General features: G+C 61.4%; 16 protein-coding genes. 11 read left to right on the forward strand and 5 right to left on the reverse strand.

The window, feature by feature from the left end; genetic code table 11:
• Window positions 1-36: 36 nt before the first annotated feature.
• From AB1555_12110 to AB1555_12120, 3 genes are all read right to left on the reverse strand, one after another.
• Window positions 37-357 (reverse strand): PilZ domain-containing protein, encoded by a 321-nt coding sequence (locus AB1555_12110; GenBank protein MEW6247433.1) that lies wholly within the window; start codon window positions 355-357, stop codon window positions 37-39.
• A 154-nt stretch (window positions 358-511) separates the two neighbouring features.
• The gene (locus AB1555_12115; protein ID MEW6247434.1) at window positions 512-1,195 is read right to left on the reverse strand and encodes a CHASE3 domain-containing protein; all 684 of its coding nucleotides are present in this window, start codon (window positions 1,193-1,195) and stop codon (window positions 512-514) included.
• A gap of 40 nt (window positions 1,196-1,235) precedes the next feature.
• Window positions 1,236-1,649 carry a response regulator gene (locus tag AB1555_12120; GenBank protein MEW6247435.1) on the reverse strand — a complete coding sequence of 138 codons (414 nt, stop codon included), beginning with the start codon at window positions 1,647-1,649 and terminating at the stop codon, window positions 1,236-1,238.
• A gap of 199 nt (window positions 1,650-1,848) precedes the next feature.
• On the opposite strand from AB1555_12120, the gene AB1555_12125 reads away from it, so the two are divergent.
• The 10 genes from AB1555_12125 (at window position 1,849) to AB1555_12170 (ending at window position 10,544) form a co-directional block, all read left to right on the forward strand.
• On the forward strand, window positions 1,849-2,139 hold the full coding sequence (locus tag AB1555_12125; protein ID MEW6247436.1) for a hypothetical protein: 291 nt from the start codon (window positions 1,849-1,851) through the stop codon (window positions 2,137-2,139).
• 39 nt (window positions 2,140-2,178) lie between these two features.
• Window positions 2,179-3,270 carry a glycosyltransferase family 4 protein gene (locus tag AB1555_12130; protein ID MEW6247437.1) on the forward strand — a complete coding sequence of 364 codons (1,092 nt, stop codon included), beginning with the start codon at window positions 2,179-2,181 and terminating at the stop codon, window positions 3,268-3,270.
• A 32-nt stretch (window positions 3,271-3,302) separates the two neighbouring features.
• The gene (locus AB1555_12135; GenBank protein ID MEW6247438.1) at window positions 3,303-4,619 is read left to right on the forward strand and encodes an MFS transporter; all 1,317 of its coding nucleotides are present in this window, start codon (window positions 3,303-3,305) and stop codon (window positions 4,617-4,619) included.
• Window positions 4,620-4,659: 40 nt separating this feature from the next.
• Window positions 4,660-5,397: a BON domain-containing protein gene (locus AB1555_12140; GenBank protein MEW6247439.1), complete on the forward strand. Its 738-nt coding sequence runs from the start codon at window positions 4,660-4,662 to the stop codon at window positions 5,395-5,397.
• Window positions 5,397-6,698 (forward strand): MFS transporter, encoded by a 1,302-nt coding sequence (locus tag AB1555_12145; GenBank protein MEW6247440.1) that lies wholly within the window; start codon window positions 5,397-5,399, stop codon window positions 6,696-6,698. The genes AB1555_12140 and AB1555_12145 overlap by 1 nt, the downstream gene beginning before the upstream one ends.
• A gap of 207 nt (window positions 6,699-6,905) precedes the next feature.
• On the forward strand, window positions 6,906-8,126 hold the full coding sequence (locus tag AB1555_12150; protein ID MEW6247441.1) for a hypothetical protein: 1,221 nt from the start codon (window positions 6,906-6,908) through the stop codon (window positions 8,124-8,126).
• 431 nt (window positions 8,127-8,557) lie between these two features.
• Window positions 8,558-9,046, forward strand: coding sequence for a PilZ domain-containing protein (locus AB1555_12155; protein ID MEW6247442.1), 489 nt, complete (start codon window positions 8,558-8,560; stop codon window positions 9,044-9,046).
• Window positions 9,047-9,377: 331 nt separating this feature from the next.
• Complete coding sequence (locus AB1555_12160; GenBank protein MEW6247443.1) at window positions 9,378-9,605, forward strand: YtxH domain-containing protein; 228 nt, start codon at window positions 9,378-9,380, stop codon at window positions 9,603-9,605.
• A 97-nt stretch (window positions 9,606-9,702) separates the two neighbouring features.
• Entirely contained in the window at window positions 9,703-9,912 is a 210-nt protein-coding gene (locus AB1555_12165; GenBank protein ID MEW6247444.1) for a hypothetical protein, read from the forward strand.
• A gap of 23 nt (window positions 9,913-9,935) precedes the next feature.
• Window positions 9,936-10,544 (forward strand): TetR/AcrR family transcriptional regulator, encoded by a 609-nt coding sequence (locus tag AB1555_12170; protein ID MEW6247445.1) that lies wholly within the window; start codon window positions 9,936-9,938, stop codon window positions 10,542-10,544.
• Window positions 10,545-11,824: 1,280 nt separating this feature from the next.
• Here AB1555_12170 and AB1555_12175 read toward each other — a convergent pair.
• Window positions 11,825-12,367, reverse strand: a complete 543-nt coding sequence (locus AB1555_12175; GenBank protein MEW6247446.1) for a hypothetical protein — start codon at window positions 12,365-12,367, stop codon at window positions 11,825-11,827.
• A 48-nt stretch (window positions 12,368-12,415) separates the two neighbouring features.
• Window positions 12,416-12,895: a hypothetical protein gene (locus AB1555_12180; GenBank protein MEW6247447.1), complete on the reverse strand. Its 480-nt coding sequence runs from the start codon at window positions 12,893-12,895 to the stop codon at window positions 12,416-12,418.
• Window positions 12,896-13,063: 168 nt separating this feature from the next.
• Between AB1555_12180 and AB1555_12185 the strand changes: the two genes are divergently transcribed.
• A complete protein-coding gene (locus AB1555_12185; protein MEW6247448.1) occupies window positions 13,064-13,483 on the forward strand; it encodes a hypothetical protein in 420 nt (139 codons plus the stop codon).
• The last annotated feature ends 39 nt before the right edge of the window (window positions 13,484-13,522 follow it).

Below are 13,522 nucleotides of genomic sequence, written 5' to 3' on the forward strand. Positions count from 1 at the left end.
CAATCGTCCGTCAACGAACGAGAAGCTCTCACACGACTAAGATCGACTTTTGCTGCGGGTATGATCCGAGACTAGGCGGGACAAACGGGTTTGTTCCTCTTCTGAGAGGCGCAGAAATTCCACTCCGAATCGTTGACCCTGAGCCCACCGGACGGCGGCACGCACGTTTTGCAACAGGCGCTCGTCTGGTAGGTAGACGTTGAGTCGAACATAGTCGCCGACCCGCAGCGCTTTCTTGCTCTCGATCGCGCAGCCGGGTGTGGAAATATTAAAGACCGTTCCTTCACCCAGGCCATGCCCGCTTGAGAAGATGGCGGAGACTCGGATCGGAATTCTCAGGCTATGGCGCCCCTCCATGGACCGTCCTCGAACCGAGTGGGTATCTTTCGACATAGGTTCTGCCCGTAACGGCGCTTGGCGACACCTAAGCTAGGCCGGGCTTTCAGCCAAGTCAAGCCTGGAGTGCGTGGCACCGGAGGAGTCTGAGGGACAGTCCGACCGGCGGAGGCCGCTAGGACGCGGCGTGGCCGACCGCGGCGATCCGTTGATCCGTGCGGCTGGCGCGGGCGCGGGAGAACCGCCGAAACAGAAGGCCGAGAAGACCGCCTGTAACCCCGCTCGCAACGACGATGCCGCACTCGGCAAGCAGCAGACCTCGCAGCATCTGCCTCCGAAACTCCTCGTCTTCCAGTTCGGCGTCCGCAAACTTGTGATCGACTCTGGATTCAAGCTCGCGGAAGGCGTTCTCGATCGCGAGCAGCAGGGCCAATGCCTCTCCTCGCTGCAAGGAGGAGATGACCTCGGATTGAAGGCCGGCGTCGATCTGAGAGGCCAACCATCGTCTGTGCCGCAGGTGGTCGAGTAGCCAGAGGCCGAGCGTCCGCACCTGATGCTGCAGCGGTGGAGAATCGGCCAAGAGTTCCAGCAAGTGATCGAGGATCGGTCTGAGTCGCTCTTCCGCTTTGCCGAGCGGGTCCAACGACACCCGCTGACCGGTCGCCACATGGCTCCTGAAACCGCTTTCCGCCTCCGCCGTGAGACGTTGAAGCTTGAACAGGTCTTCCCGGATCAAGGTCCGGCGGTGCTGCTCGTCCAAGGCGTCTCGCCAACGCTCGATCAATTCGGCCTGACCAGCGACACTGAGACTGAGCAACAGGGAAGCTCCGAGCAGGAGCATCAGGTCCCGCTTCGGCATGGTCGTGCACCTCCTCTTTTGATCATGCTTCAACGCTCCCTCATCCCGCGATTCTGGTTTTGGACTTCCAGCCTCGCCCGGACTCTGCTGTCTCCACGGCGGAGGCGAGAAGTTCCAGTAACGTGCGCGAGTCGTAGGGTTTCCGGACCCACGCAACAGCGCCCCGTTCAACCGCTTGGGGGCCAAGGGCCGATGAATCGCGCGAGACCATGATGATCGGCGTTTCCGGCCACACCACCCGGCACAAAGCCAGCAATTCCAACCCGTTGAGTCTCTGGAGGCGGTAGTCGGTAATGATGGCGTCGAACCGCCGTTTCTTCATTTCGCTCAAGGCTTCGAGCCCGTCATTGGCGATATGGACGTTGTAGCCCTCGTTCGCCAACAGAAACGACAGCATGTGTCGTGAGCTTTCGTCACCGTCCACGATCAAGATTCTCTTGCCGTATCCGTCCATGACGCCCTCCTTTTTCACTGTTCTTACGCCTACCCCACCTCAGGGGCTTAGAGGACTGGACAAGATTCGTTCGCAGGTCAGGTTTTTGTCTATTGGGTCCGGGCCTGTCGAAGGGGTATTTCTAAGCCGGCGACGATATGGTGACGGCGCGACTCGGCATCCGAGTCACCTTCCGAAGCGAGGTGAGGGAGGTAGCGCCATGAAAGGGTTTGGTCTGTGGTTGCTGGCGTCGATCTTCGTGATGGGCGCAGAGATATCCGCGAGTGTGCCCATGGCGGCTGCACAGCCGGCGGCCTCCCCGCAGGTCATAAAAGGGGATCTACTGTCGATCAAGGGGGAGGTGTACGTGGTGCGGGATGTCTTCGGTCGGCTGGTGCGGTTGCGGGTCAATAAGGAAACCAAGCGGGAGCGGCTGGTCGTTCCGGGCGAAAAGGTGGAAGTGGAAATGATGCCGGACGGGCGTGCCCTCTCGATCAAGCCCGCGAAGTAGGACGTGGCGGCCGTCAACTCACTGAAAAGGAGCGAGGGAATGAGAATCGCGCAGGTAGCGCCGTTGTGGGAAAGTGTGCCCCCGAAACTCTACGGGGGGACCGAACGTATTGTGTCATATATCACGGAAGAGTTGGTCAGATTGGGGCATGACGTGACGCTATTCGCCAGCGGGGATTCCGTCACGACGGCGAAGCTGGAACCGATCTGTCACCAGGCCCTGCGCCTGAACACGGGTATCTTTAACCGCGATGCGCCGCTGATCCTTCAGTTGGAGCGGGTTTTCGGATCGCCCGGCGACTTCGACTTGATTCACTCGCATCTCGATTTTCTGGGGTTCCCGCTGGCCCGGCGCTGCCCCGTGCCGGTGGTCACGACATTGCACGGACGGCTCGATCTGCCGGAACTCGAACCGGTATTCCGCGAGTATGCCGAAATGCCTTTGGTCTCGATCTCGAACGCCCAACGGCGGCCGTTGCCGTGGGCCAACTGGCAGGCGACGGTCTATCACGGCGTACCGCGCGACCTCTATCGCTACCATCCGCAGCCGGGACGCTATCTGGCGTTCCTGGGACGTATCGCGCCGGAGAAGCGGCCGGACCATGCGATCGAGGTCGCCAAGCGCGTCGGCATGCCGTTGAAGATCGCAGCCAAGGTCGATCCGGCCGATCGCGAATATTTCCGCGCCGAAATCGAACCGCTCCTGGCGCATCCCCTGATCGAGTACATCGGGGAGATCACGGACGATCAGAAGAACGACTTTTTGGGCCAGGCGTATGCGATGCTGGCGCCCTATGATTGGCCCGAGCCGTTTGGGTTGGTGCTGATCGAGGCGCTGGCCTGCGGCACACCGGTCTTGGCCTACCGTCAGGGCTCAATTCCGGAACTCATTAAGGACGGCCTGACCGGGTTCGTCAGCGACTCCTTGGAAGAAATGGTCTCGGCGGTGGAGCGAGTTCGGTTCCTCGATCGACGCCGGTGCCGGCAGGCGTTCGAAGAGCGGTTCACGGTCGAACGGATGGTGCGCGATTACCTCGACGTCTATGAGCAGATGCTCAGCGAGGAAGTAGGATCAATTGCATTGCACGGCGGGGACTCGACCCTCACGCGGAGTCGAGAACGGATTGGATGAGCCGCTGGGCATTCCAATCCCGCAATCTAGCCATGATGCGTAGGAGCATAGGCGCTTCGACCGTTCACCAGCCCGATCAGCGCGGTCCTTCCGGCTGGCGCCTGCTGAAAACGAAGGACTTCACGCTGCTGTTCGCCGGACAGGCGATCTCGCAGATCGGGGACAGCCTCAACAAGGTTGCGCTCCTGTGGTTCGTCTACACGTTGACCGGCTCGGCCTTGAAGATGACGGTCGTCGGATTGTTGCAGACCCTCCCACCGCTGCTCTTCGGTCCATTGATCGGCGTCTACTTGGATCGATGGCCCAAAAAACCGGTCATGATCGCGGTGGACCTGGTGCGCACCGTGCTGATCCTGCTGATCCCGCTGTTGTACGCGTGTGACGCGTTGACGTTGGAGCGCCTGTATTTACTGGTGTTTGTGACGGCGGTCGTGTCCACGATCTTCGGTCCTGCTCTGGCTTCCTCCATCCCGCTCATCGTGCCACGGTCCCAGTTTACCGCCGCCAATGCCCTGCTGCAAAGCACGACCAACGTCGGACTGTTGGTCGGGCCGGCGGTCAGCGGCGTCGGGATTGCGCTCATCGGCGCGCAGAATGTGCTGTATGTCGATGCGGCGACCTTTTTTGTTTCGGCGCTGTGTCTGATGCCGATCCGCATGCGGGAGTCGGGCACGCCGACTGGGGCGCGGGCTGAAACCCAGCGGGTGTTGCAGGAACTTCAGGTCGGGTTCCGGTTCGTGTTTCTGCAACATCGAACCGTGTTCCTGCTGATGGTGACCGCCGCGCTCTTCACGCTGGGGTCCAGCGCGTTTGTCTTCCTGCTCCCAGTAGTGGCCAAGCAATTGCTGCAGGTTGGCCCTGTCGGGATGGGATGGCTCTGGTCGGCCCTGGGGGTCGGCATGCTGGCGGCGTCGGTCTCGTTGGCCTGGCTGAAGCCGGGCGAACTGCGCGAGCGCTTGCGCATGATCGCCGGCTCTCTGGCCGTCGCCGGTCTGGCAGTCTGCGGGTTGGGACTGGTCGATCTGCCCATCGTGTCGGCCGCCCTGGTCGTCGTAATCGGCGGGAGCACGGCGATGTTTACGCCGCTCGTCTGGGCGATGCTTCAGGAACTGACGCCGGAACGGCTGCTCGGGCGGGTCTTCACCACGTTCAGCACCGGGGGGATGTCAACCGCGATGGCAGGCATGGCCGGGTTCGGATGGGCGGCCGATTCCCTCGGCCCCTTGGCGAGCTTGATGGGCATCGGTCTGACCTTGCTCGCAACCGCCGCCGTGGCGGAACTGTTCAGCCGGCGGCAGTCGGCTGAGGATCCCACTTCATCTTCCCCGGCGCCTTTTCTTGCCCGCTAGACGCCAGGCGGTGAGGCGGGCTGCCACGGTGATTCACTCGATGCGGCGTCGATCGCACGTCTTCTCGCTGTTCTTTCCCCGACGGCTCTATCCGGCGATCGCGATCTGCGGCGTGCTGCTGATCCCCGCGGCACTGCTTCCGGCCGAGGAGCCGGCCGGTGAACCGCCGACCAAGGCGCAGAAGCCCGCTGAGAAGGAGCCAAAAGAACCGACCCTGCCGACAAAACCCGCCGAACCGCCTCGATCTAAGGAGCCGGAAGAGCGACCGGCGAAGAAGGAGGAATCGGCTGCGCAAGAGCTTCCCTCGAAGGAACCCTCAAAAACACCCCGAACGTCGCTCATTCTGACGGTCAAACTCGCGCTGATGGCGACGCCGCAACTGTTCCCGTACGACATCGACGTAGAGCAGAGCGACCATCAGATCACGCTCACGGGAAAAGTGACGGATGAGGCCGAAAAGACGGCGGCCGCCGAAGTCGCCAAATCGGTGGACGGCGTCGCGTCGGTGAATAACAAGCTGGAGGTCGTGCCGCAGTTGAAGCAGGCGCTCGCCCGCAAGCGGGATGAAGTGATCACCCAGTACGTGAAGGAGCGCTTCGCCAAGAGTACGACCCTGAAGGCCGCCAATTTCGAGGTGAAGACGGAAAATGGTGTCGTAATCCTTGCGGGAGTGGTACGATTCCAGGTAATTATTCTCGAAGCGGCCGAAACGGCCAGGCTGGTCCCCGGCGTCAAGGCCGTGCAGACGGACAAGGTTCGCATCGAAGAAAAGGAGTGATGCCCGGACACAGCTTCACACCGGTGACTTGCGCCTCTCGCGCCGTCCTCTCCGCAGACGATCACATCACCGCCGTTGGTGCTCAGCGGCTCCTGTGTACGCGGGATTTTGGTCTGGTGTGGCTGAGTCAACTGGTTTCGCAAGTCGGAGACGGCGTCTCCAAGCTGGCATTACTCTGGTTCGTTTATTCGATCACCGGATCGCCGATCAAGACGACGGTGATCGGCTTGCTGCAGACCATTCCCCCGATCGTCCTGGGGCCGGTCATCGGCGTTCTCGTGGATCGCTGGCCCAAGAAGTTCCTCCTTGTTTCCTCGGATATCTCGCGCGCGCTGCTGATCGGATTGATCCCCTGCCTGATCTCGGTCGAGTCGTTCACGGTCGAAGTGCTCTATCTGTTGGTGCTGCTCCACGCCATCGCGACGGCGATCTTCGGCCCGGCCCTCATCGCGGCGGTGCCCGCCATCGTCGCCAAGCGGCAGTTCACCGCGGCCAACGCGCTCCTGCAAAGTACGACGAGCCTTGGGATCGTGATGGGGCCGGCGCTCAGCGGGATCGGGATCGCGTTGTCGAGTTCGCAGGAAGTTCTGTGCATCAATGCGGTGACCTATCTGTTGTCAGCCACGTGCCTCCTGCCGGTCCGCCTGCCGCGTCTGTCCGTCGTGCCTGCCGAAAGACCGCCCGCCGCGGCGTTGCGGCAAGACTTGATGGAGGCCGTGCGGTTCGTCCTGGGCCGGCAGCCGGCGTTGCTGTGGCTCATCGCGACGGCGGCGCTGTACACGTTCGGAACCAGCGCCCTGACTACCCTGTTTCCGGTGTTCGGCAGGAAACTGCTCAATTTGGGTCCGGTCGAGGTCGGCTACCTATGGTCGACGCTGGGCGGCGGCCTCCTCGCGATGTCGATCCTGCTGGTCTGGTGGACGGAATGGAGTCTGCCGCGTCGGATCGCGCTGATTGCGTGGACCAGCGCGGTCAGCGGGACGGCGATCTGTGTGCTGGTGTGGGTCCGCGATCCACTGGCGGCGGGCGCGCTGATGGCGGTGGTCGGGTGCGGCATGGGGGCGCTCACACCGGTCGCGTGGGGCGTGGTGCAAGAGATTTCGCCGATCGAGATGGTCGGGCGTGTCCTGGGCCTCTATCAAACCGCCGCGATGACGTCCGCGATCGCCGGCATCGGCGCGTTCGGATGGATCACCGAAGAACTTGGCGAATCGACGAGCGTGAAGGGGATCGGTCTGGTGTTGTTCGTCACCGCGCTGTTCGTGAGTCGTTTCAGGCGCCTCCTGGCTCACTCACGGTGATGGCTCATGGGCGGCATCATCTGCGCCGTCGGCCGCTAAGACGGTCTCGCCACGTCCGTCGTGTGGAGATCTCATGCGTGCCATGAAGCGAGGAAGGGCGAGAGGTTCCCCGTATTCGATCGGCATGGGGATATCCGGCCAATCTTCAAAGACGCACACGGGCTGTACCCTGGTCGGGATGTCCGGCAGTCAAGCGGGAGAGGGCGAGTGAAACGCGTGTTCGCTGGACCCGGTTCACGAACGGCTGTGGCGTTGTTGCTGTGGGGGGCTCTGTCTGGATGTCTCTCTCCCGTCGCCATGCACCGCGCGGTGTTGGAATACGACCACACAGTCAGCCAGGTCGAATCCGAAATGTTGCTGCTGAATATCGCCAGGGCCAGGCAAGGCCTCCCCGTTCATTTCACCGCGGTGTCCAATGTTGCCGCCACGTTCGACTTCCGTACGAACGCCGGTGTAGGGGCCCAACTGTTCAACAGGGGCGGGACGGACATCACAAGGAATTTTTATACGCTGAATCTGGGTGCGAGCGTAGCCGAGAACCCGACGGTGAGCATTATTCCCATCCAGGGCGAGGAGTTTACACGCCGCATCCTGACGCCAATGGACGAGACCAAGTTCGAATTTCTCATCAGTCAAGGGGTCGAGCCCGCGATCGTGTTGCGGCTCATGGCGCGCGGGATCGGTATCGAGCAAGACGGCAAGAGGACCTTTCTTCTGAACTTGCCGCATCGCCCCGAGGAGTACGCGGAATTCCGCCGGCGGGTCCTGCATCTGTCCGCTCTGAATCTCGCTCGGCAGCTTCATGTCGGACCACTCGAACACGAGGAGCACTGGCCGTTACCCCCAGACCATCCGTTGACCGCACAGGCGTTGGACAAGGGCTACCGATGGATCACGAATGAAGCGGACGGCAGGCCGATCCTGAGCAAGACGGTCGTCGGGCGTATGGCGATCAGCAACTACGATCCGGCCAAGCTGCCTAATCATGAACGCCGGCGGCTTCACGAGACGGCTTCTCGCTATCCGCGCAATTACGTGTTTGTCGACATTCGTCCGGGGTTCCCCGGCGGGGATTACCCGTGGCGAGGCCAGATCAAGCTTCGAAGCTTCAGCGCGATTCTCGGGTTCGTCGCGCGGGGGATCGCGGAGGAGCCGGAATTTGCAGTGGACCAGGATCAGCGCACCGGTCCGGTCTTGCGCAACCCGGTCTCGACGTTGAAAATCGTCGAGACGACAACCAGACCTCGGCACGCCGCCTTTGCCGTGGAACTGCGCGCGCGATGGTACAGCGTCGGGGCGCATGATGACGGTGAAGAACCGTTGCGTACGTGGAACCGGGAAGCCTTCAGCCTGCTGCAGCAGTTGTTCCAAATGACCGTCACCGATGTCGGGCGGATTCCGACGCTCCCGATCACGATCGCCAAATAACCGCAAGTACTCGGCATCTATTCTTTCTGACCTCTCGGACGCGGTCCTGAGGATTTCCTTCAGTCTCTGCCCACGCGCTTCAGAGCCGCCGCCGGTCTTCAGTTCTCTACCTCCGTCATGGACCGATATGGTGGGCCAGTCCGCGAGATTCGGTGCGTCTGCTGCCTTGGCTTATCGCTGGTTCCCGCAATGGTCCTTGCATCCGGCCGAACGCGGAAAACCAATCAGGAGTCATGCGCCCGAGCGTTCTTGGCGGGACTGTTTGCAGAATATGCCTCGGCCCGCAAGAACGGGCTTGACAGGATAAGCGACCAAGTGTATAAATATGACCAATAGGTCATAAATGAGTTATAGGTCACTATTGGATAATTGGTCTAACACAATGCCGGTGCTTGCTCGGCGTCTTGTCGTTCAGAGAGGAGGGAGGACTCATGAAGGATGCAATGCTTCGCGCGGAAGCGCTCGATCGGACATGGTTCGCCTTCGACGACGAAGGAAAGGCTCTTTGGCTCGTTGATCAGTCCGGCAGGAAAGCGTGTCCCATGGCTTGGGAGTCTGTGCAGGACAAGGCAGAGTTCCGGGTAGAGACCCGTGTACAGGTTCGCTATCGATCACAAGACGGTGCATGGCGGGAAGGTCGGGCAGCTCGGGCTTCCCGAGAGGGGGTCTTTATCGAGGGGGCCGACTTGTTGCCTGTCGGAGCGGAAGTCGAGCTGAGTTTTGCACCGTCTGATCGTCCGGCAGAGCGGATGAAGGGAGTAGGAACCGTGGCATGGGTCTGCCGCAAGCCCGATCAGTTCGGATACGCGCGCGGGATGGGTGTGCGATTCCTGGAAATCATGCCCGTGCGGTGGCTCCAGCACCGCGAGGCAGTCCAGTTGGCGGGTCAAGAGCAACAGGAAGAAAGGGGCGCGGCATGAAGGCCATCATGGAAAGAACGGAATCGGTGCTAGGGCGGGTCGGCCGCGTCCACAGGAAAAGTTGGCCGGCCCTGAGGGAGTTGGAAGGCAAGCCCTGCCGCCTGTGCGGGTGGCGGCGGTACTACCTGGTCTTTCGTTCCTGTACGACCGGGCCGAACGGCACGTTGGAAGCGAAGTGTAGCCGCTGCGATGAACGGAGAGAGTTAATGTCTGGAGAGTTCGAACATGATGTGGACCGGACTCCACTAAGGAATTCAAAAAGGAATTCGAACGGGTTGGGCAATCACGACGCTCATGCCAGTTAACGCCAGATCGGAAAGGGGGGATGATCATGAACAACCGAACCAGATACGTTGCGGCCGGCGGCGTGACGTTCGTCACCGGGCTGTTGGTCGGCGTCGGAGCAGGCCTGTTACTGGCCCCGCAATCGGGCGCGAGAACACGTCGACAACTGCGATCGCTGGTGGAAGACGTGAGTGAACGGGCCGGGTGCATGGCGATCGATGCGAGAGAAGCTCTCGGACGGGTCGTCGAACGCGGGAAACGCTTGGTGGCCTGAGGGCTGCAGCGGGAAAGCCGACCTGAACTCATCAGGGCGGTCTGTGTCCGGATGAGAGGCCCTCATCCGGACAAGGCCCTATTCATGGGAGGACACGATGCGATGCACACGATGTCGAGGCTGGATGACGAGGGATTATTTCACCGATCTTCTGGACGACCGAGGCGAACTGGACTTCCAGGGATGGCGGTGCGTCAATTGCGGAGCCGTCGTCGATCCTGTTATCCTGCGCCATCGAGAAATCGGAGAACTTGAGCCGCTGAAGTCGAAGCGTCGGTGGCGGCTGTACATGACGGCATGTTCATGAAAGCGGAACCGGAGGCCCGGAGCATGGCGCCCGCGGCATCGTCACGGGTGGAGCGTCGGAAAGCGCGCACGCGGCAGGCTCTGCTGGATGTCGCCCTGGCGCTTTTCTCCGAGAAAGGCATCTATTGGACGAAAATCGAGGATATCACCGAGCGCGCCGATATCGGCAAGGGGACCTTTTATAAGTACTTCGAGACCAAAGAGGCGCTTCTCCAGGCCCTGCTCCAGCAAGGCTTAGACCTGCTCCTCATGAAAACGAAAGAAGCCTCGCGCGGCGCCAAACCCGGACCGAAGCTCTTCAGCAAGATCATCGCAGCGAGGTTGGATTTTTTCCTGGAACATCCGGAATACCTGTTGTTGTTCCATCAGGTCCGGGGATTGCTTCAGCTCACGACGGAATCGGCCAAGGACCTGCGCGCGGTCTATGACGAGCATTTGGATCGCCTCGGGAATCTGCTGCGCCCCGCGCTGAACGGCAAAGGCGCCACCAACCGCATGCTCGCCACGGCCCTGGCGGCGTACACCTCCGGACTGTTGACCTATTATCTGTTGTTCGACAAGACAGGGGATTTGAAACGGCGTCGCGGAGAGATTCAGGCCCTGCTCGAGCGAAGCCTTCAGGCGTTGATGTAACGAACACCGGGCGGTTCCGATCCGGAGGACGAAGCGCCAGAGAGCCGGTCCGCACGCGCAGCCGGGAGGCGATCGCTATGAATGGCTCAGAGTCTCAGTCCCGACAGACCCCTGAAGGCGTTCCGCTTGAAGAGCCATCGCGCGGCATGTGGCTGGGCGGAGAGGCGCATGTGGGTTCGCTCTTTTCTTCTCCCGGGCGTCGGCGGTCCCTGGCGTTTCCCGACGGGCTGGGCCCGCTTGCTCTCGCCACTGTGTTCATCGCGGGTCTTGCGCTCGGCGTCAGCCTGACCGCGCTGCACCCTTGCTCCTCAAAGCGCTAGCCCGCATTATTCACGAGGATTCGTGACGAAACCGCGCAGACGCGTCGTGAGACGGGCAAGCGCAGCCACGAGGGAGGGAAGCGTACTTGAAACAGTACGTTGACCGACTGAGTGGCGAGCACGCCCGTCGCAACAGCGTATCCGCGGTTGCAGTAGAAGCCTTCGTGAATAATGCGGGCTAGCATGCGGAGCCGTGGGCGTGGGATTGCCCCCGCCCCCAGCCGAATCCGCATAACCCGGGCATGCGATGGAAAAGGCTGATCGTGCGCAGATAGGCTGTGACGCGTCCGTCGAGGCCGACGGTTTGTTACTCGGCTCTTCTCCTGCGCCGTTCACACCAGCGAACCGGTCGTGTGACGGTAGAGCAGGCCGCCAGAAGACAAATCACGGTCAAAAATACCACGCTGATCATCAGGAAGAATCCGGCTCTCAGATCCTGCAGCGATATGGCTGTCATCATCCCGACCTCATCGCGTTGAAGAACGTCTCAACAACTCTTCCAGCCGCACACGCAGCTCCATGGAGCTTGGGGATCGTCTTTGCGGAGCCAACGGCCGCATTCGGGACAGTGTCTTGTCCAGACCTGGCGGGGAGCTGGACAGATGAGGGCGAATCCCTCCGGAATCCGGCGTCGCTGTGGAAGGCGCGTCCCCATCTGCACGCTCCCCATCGATTTCGTGGGCATCAGCGGCCTGTTCGGCGGCCGGGCACGTCAGCTTCGTGCGAGGGTATGAGGAACCGTTTCATCGCTGGTCTTGCCAGGGCCGAAGCTAGCCGATCGCCAAAGGACAAATCTACTCCACGAAGGAGGGGAACATATCCTTTTGAGGGAGGACTCAGGCATGGGTGCATAACGGGAGCGGGTTCAGCAATCCGACATGCCGATGAGGACAATTCCTTCGCTCCACCGGCTTTGTCTTCGCTCGCACATCCAGGAGCCGTCCTGAATTTTGCCAGCGTCTAAAACTGGTTCGCAGCCAGCACCAGAGGACGATCGGCTTCGATCTTGGTCAGCAGTTCGTCAAGGGCTTTTTGCAAGGCCCGGTTGATCGGATCCCGATCTGAGGCGGTCGTCCATCGCGCGAACGAGCCGGCGGCCTGCGTTTCGACCGCATAAGAGGCAATGACGGTGTTCTTGGCGGACGAGAGCGCGGCCTCCAATCGCAGGATGTACAGATATCTGTCCCGTGATCGCATCGTGAGGGCCGCCTTGATCGACAACGTCAGATCAGCCCGGTCCGTTCCCACGCTGCGGAAGCTGCGCCGCTTCTCGATGTAGGTGATCACCCCTTGCCGGAAATCCCGCCAGGTCCATTCCAACAGCCCGATCCCAGGCATGTGGTCCGCGCCTTCCAGGGCAAATCCCGTGACGTCGACCTTCAACGAAAGCGGAATCGGGTCGCCCTCAACGGTCCCGGGCTCCGGCGTCACGTGGATGGTGTGGAGACAGCCGCAGAGGCCGAGCGACAGCCAGGCGAAAAGAAGGGGGAGAATCGCGCGCATCGGTGTGTCAGGCGGTCCGATCAGTCCAGCCGGCCGCGGCGGTCATTGTCATGGCTGTGCGGCCGATGGGCTCATGATGTCCAGGTCGCGGAGCGCTCTGGCGGCCTGTTCTCGGTAGGTTCGTTCAGTCGATCCGGTATAGGTGTCGACGACCCGCTGATAGGCCGCACGCGCCTGGTCGTAGCGTTTTTTGATGGCGAAGTACTGTCCAAGGGCCAGCCAGTTCTGGGCGGCCGTCTCGTTAGCGGTCTTGACAAGCGCCCACTCGCGGGTCATCCGATTAACTCCCGGTTGCTGCGTTCGGCTCCGGATCGTCTCTCCCAGTTGGCTTGCCAGCGTTTCAATCTGTTCGTTCTCGTGGATCGCAGCCTCAACGCGGTCGGCCTTCAAGTGGGTGTAAAACGCTTCCACGTGAGCTTTGATCTGGTCGGTGCGCGCCTGATACGGGTCGTGCGCGCAGCCGGCGAGGATGAAGCAGGCGGTAAGCCACCAGGCGGAGGGGCATAAACGGGAATTCGAGCGTCTCATAGAGGGTCCTTTCCGGTCGTCGGCCCTTGGCCGTGGCGCGTTCGGCCACGGTGGATGTGCTTCGCGCATCCTACTCGATTCGCATGCCTGAAGGCGAGTACCTGGACCCATCTGGACCTTTTCCCTCCGTTCTGCTTTACTCCTGGAGCATCGAAACGACTATGATCTATGAAACGGTTTCTCCTGCTCGGATCGGCCGGCGTGGCGTGGTGGTGGATCGTCCTGTCCATCGCATGTGCGGTCCAGTCGCTCGCGGCTTCTCCGGTGCCTATTGATGTCGTGCTCGGGGATCTCGACGCGTTTCATCTCCGCAAGGTGACCGTGCAGGGCGTCGTGCGGGACTTTCATGCCCTCCCTCCCTATCTGGGGCGAACGGGCCCGGTCTTCGATGCCTGCATCTTCATGCTGGATGACGGCACCGCCGCCATCCCTGTCCATGTGGTTCACGGCTGCCCGCGTGCGGATTTACCGGTGTTGAACGGAAAGGAGGCCGAGATTCAGGCCACGCTGGAGGTGACGATCATCAAAGGGCGCGACCGCTGGACATCCTATGCCCTCGCTGCGGAGATCAAACACCTCGGACGCTGACGTGAGTCCCGGTGGAGGGAGTTCTTCAAACCGGGGGGC

The organism is Nitrospirota bacterium, from assembly GCA_040755395.1.
In the GTDB taxonomy this organism is placed as follows: Bacteria; Nitrospirota; Nitrospiria; order Nitrospirales; family Nitrospiraceae; genus DATLZU01.

What these genes read in the sequence shown, in the direction of transcription:
- AB1555_12110 (MEW6247433.1), bottom strand. Translation starts at nt 357, where the DNA reads ATGGAGGGGCGCCATAGCCTGAGAATTCCGATCCGAGTCTCCGCCATC.
- AB1555_12115 (MEW6247434.1), bottom strand. Translation starts at nt 1,195, where the DNA reads ATGCCGAAGCGGGACCTGATGCTCCTGCTCGGAGCTTCCCTGTTGCTC.
- AB1555_12120 (MEW6247435.1), bottom strand. Translation starts at nt 1,649, where the DNA reads ATGGACGGATACGGCAAGAGAATCTTGATCGTGGACGGTGACGAAAGC.
- AB1555_12125 (MEW6247436.1), top strand. Translation starts at nt 1,849, where the DNA reads ATGAAAGGGTTTGGTCTGTGGTTGCTGGCGTCGATCTTCGTGATGGGC.
- AB1555_12130 (MEW6247437.1), top strand. Translation starts at nt 2,179, where the DNA reads ATGAGAATCGCGCAGGTAGCGCCGTTGTGGGAAAGTGTGCCCCCGAAA.
- AB1555_12135 (MEW6247438.1), top strand. Translation starts at nt 3,303, where the DNA reads ATGATGCGTAGGAGCATAGGCGCTTCGACCGTTCACCAGCCCGATCAG.
- AB1555_12140 (MEW6247439.1), top strand. Translation starts at nt 4,660, where the DNA reads ATGCGGCGTCGATCGCACGTCTTCTCGCTGTTCTTTCCCCGACGGCTC.
- AB1555_12145 (MEW6247440.1), top strand. Translation starts at nt 5,397, where the DNA reads ATGCCCGGACACAGCTTCACACCGGTGACTTGCGCCTCTCGCGCCGTC.
- AB1555_12155 (MEW6247442.1), top strand. Translation starts at nt 8,558, where the DNA reads ATGAAGGATGCAATGCTTCGCGCGGAAGCGCTCGATCGGACATGGTTC.
- AB1555_12160 (MEW6247443.1), top strand. Translation starts at nt 9,378, where the DNA reads ATGAACAACCGAACCAGATACGTTGCGGCCGGCGGCGTGACGTTCGTC.
- AB1555_12165 (MEW6247444.1), top strand. Translation starts at nt 9,703, where the DNA reads ATGCGATGCACACGATGTCGAGGCTGGATGACGAGGGATTATTTCACC.
- AB1555_12170 (MEW6247445.1), top strand. Translation starts at nt 9,936, where the DNA reads ATGGCGCCCGCGGCATCGTCACGGGTGGAGCGTCGGAAAGCGCGCACG.
- AB1555_12175 (MEW6247446.1), bottom strand. Translation starts at nt 12,367, where the DNA reads ATGCGCGCGATTCTCCCCCTTCTTTTCGCCTGGCTGTCGCTCGGCCTC.
- AB1555_12180 (MEW6247447.1), bottom strand. Translation starts at nt 12,895, where the DNA reads ATGAGACGCTCGAATTCCCGTTTATGCCCCTCCGCCTGGTGGCTTACC.
- AB1555_12185 (MEW6247448.1), top strand. Translation starts at nt 13,064, where the DNA reads ATGAAACGGTTTCTCCTGCTCGGATCGGCCGGCGTGGCGTGGTGGTGG.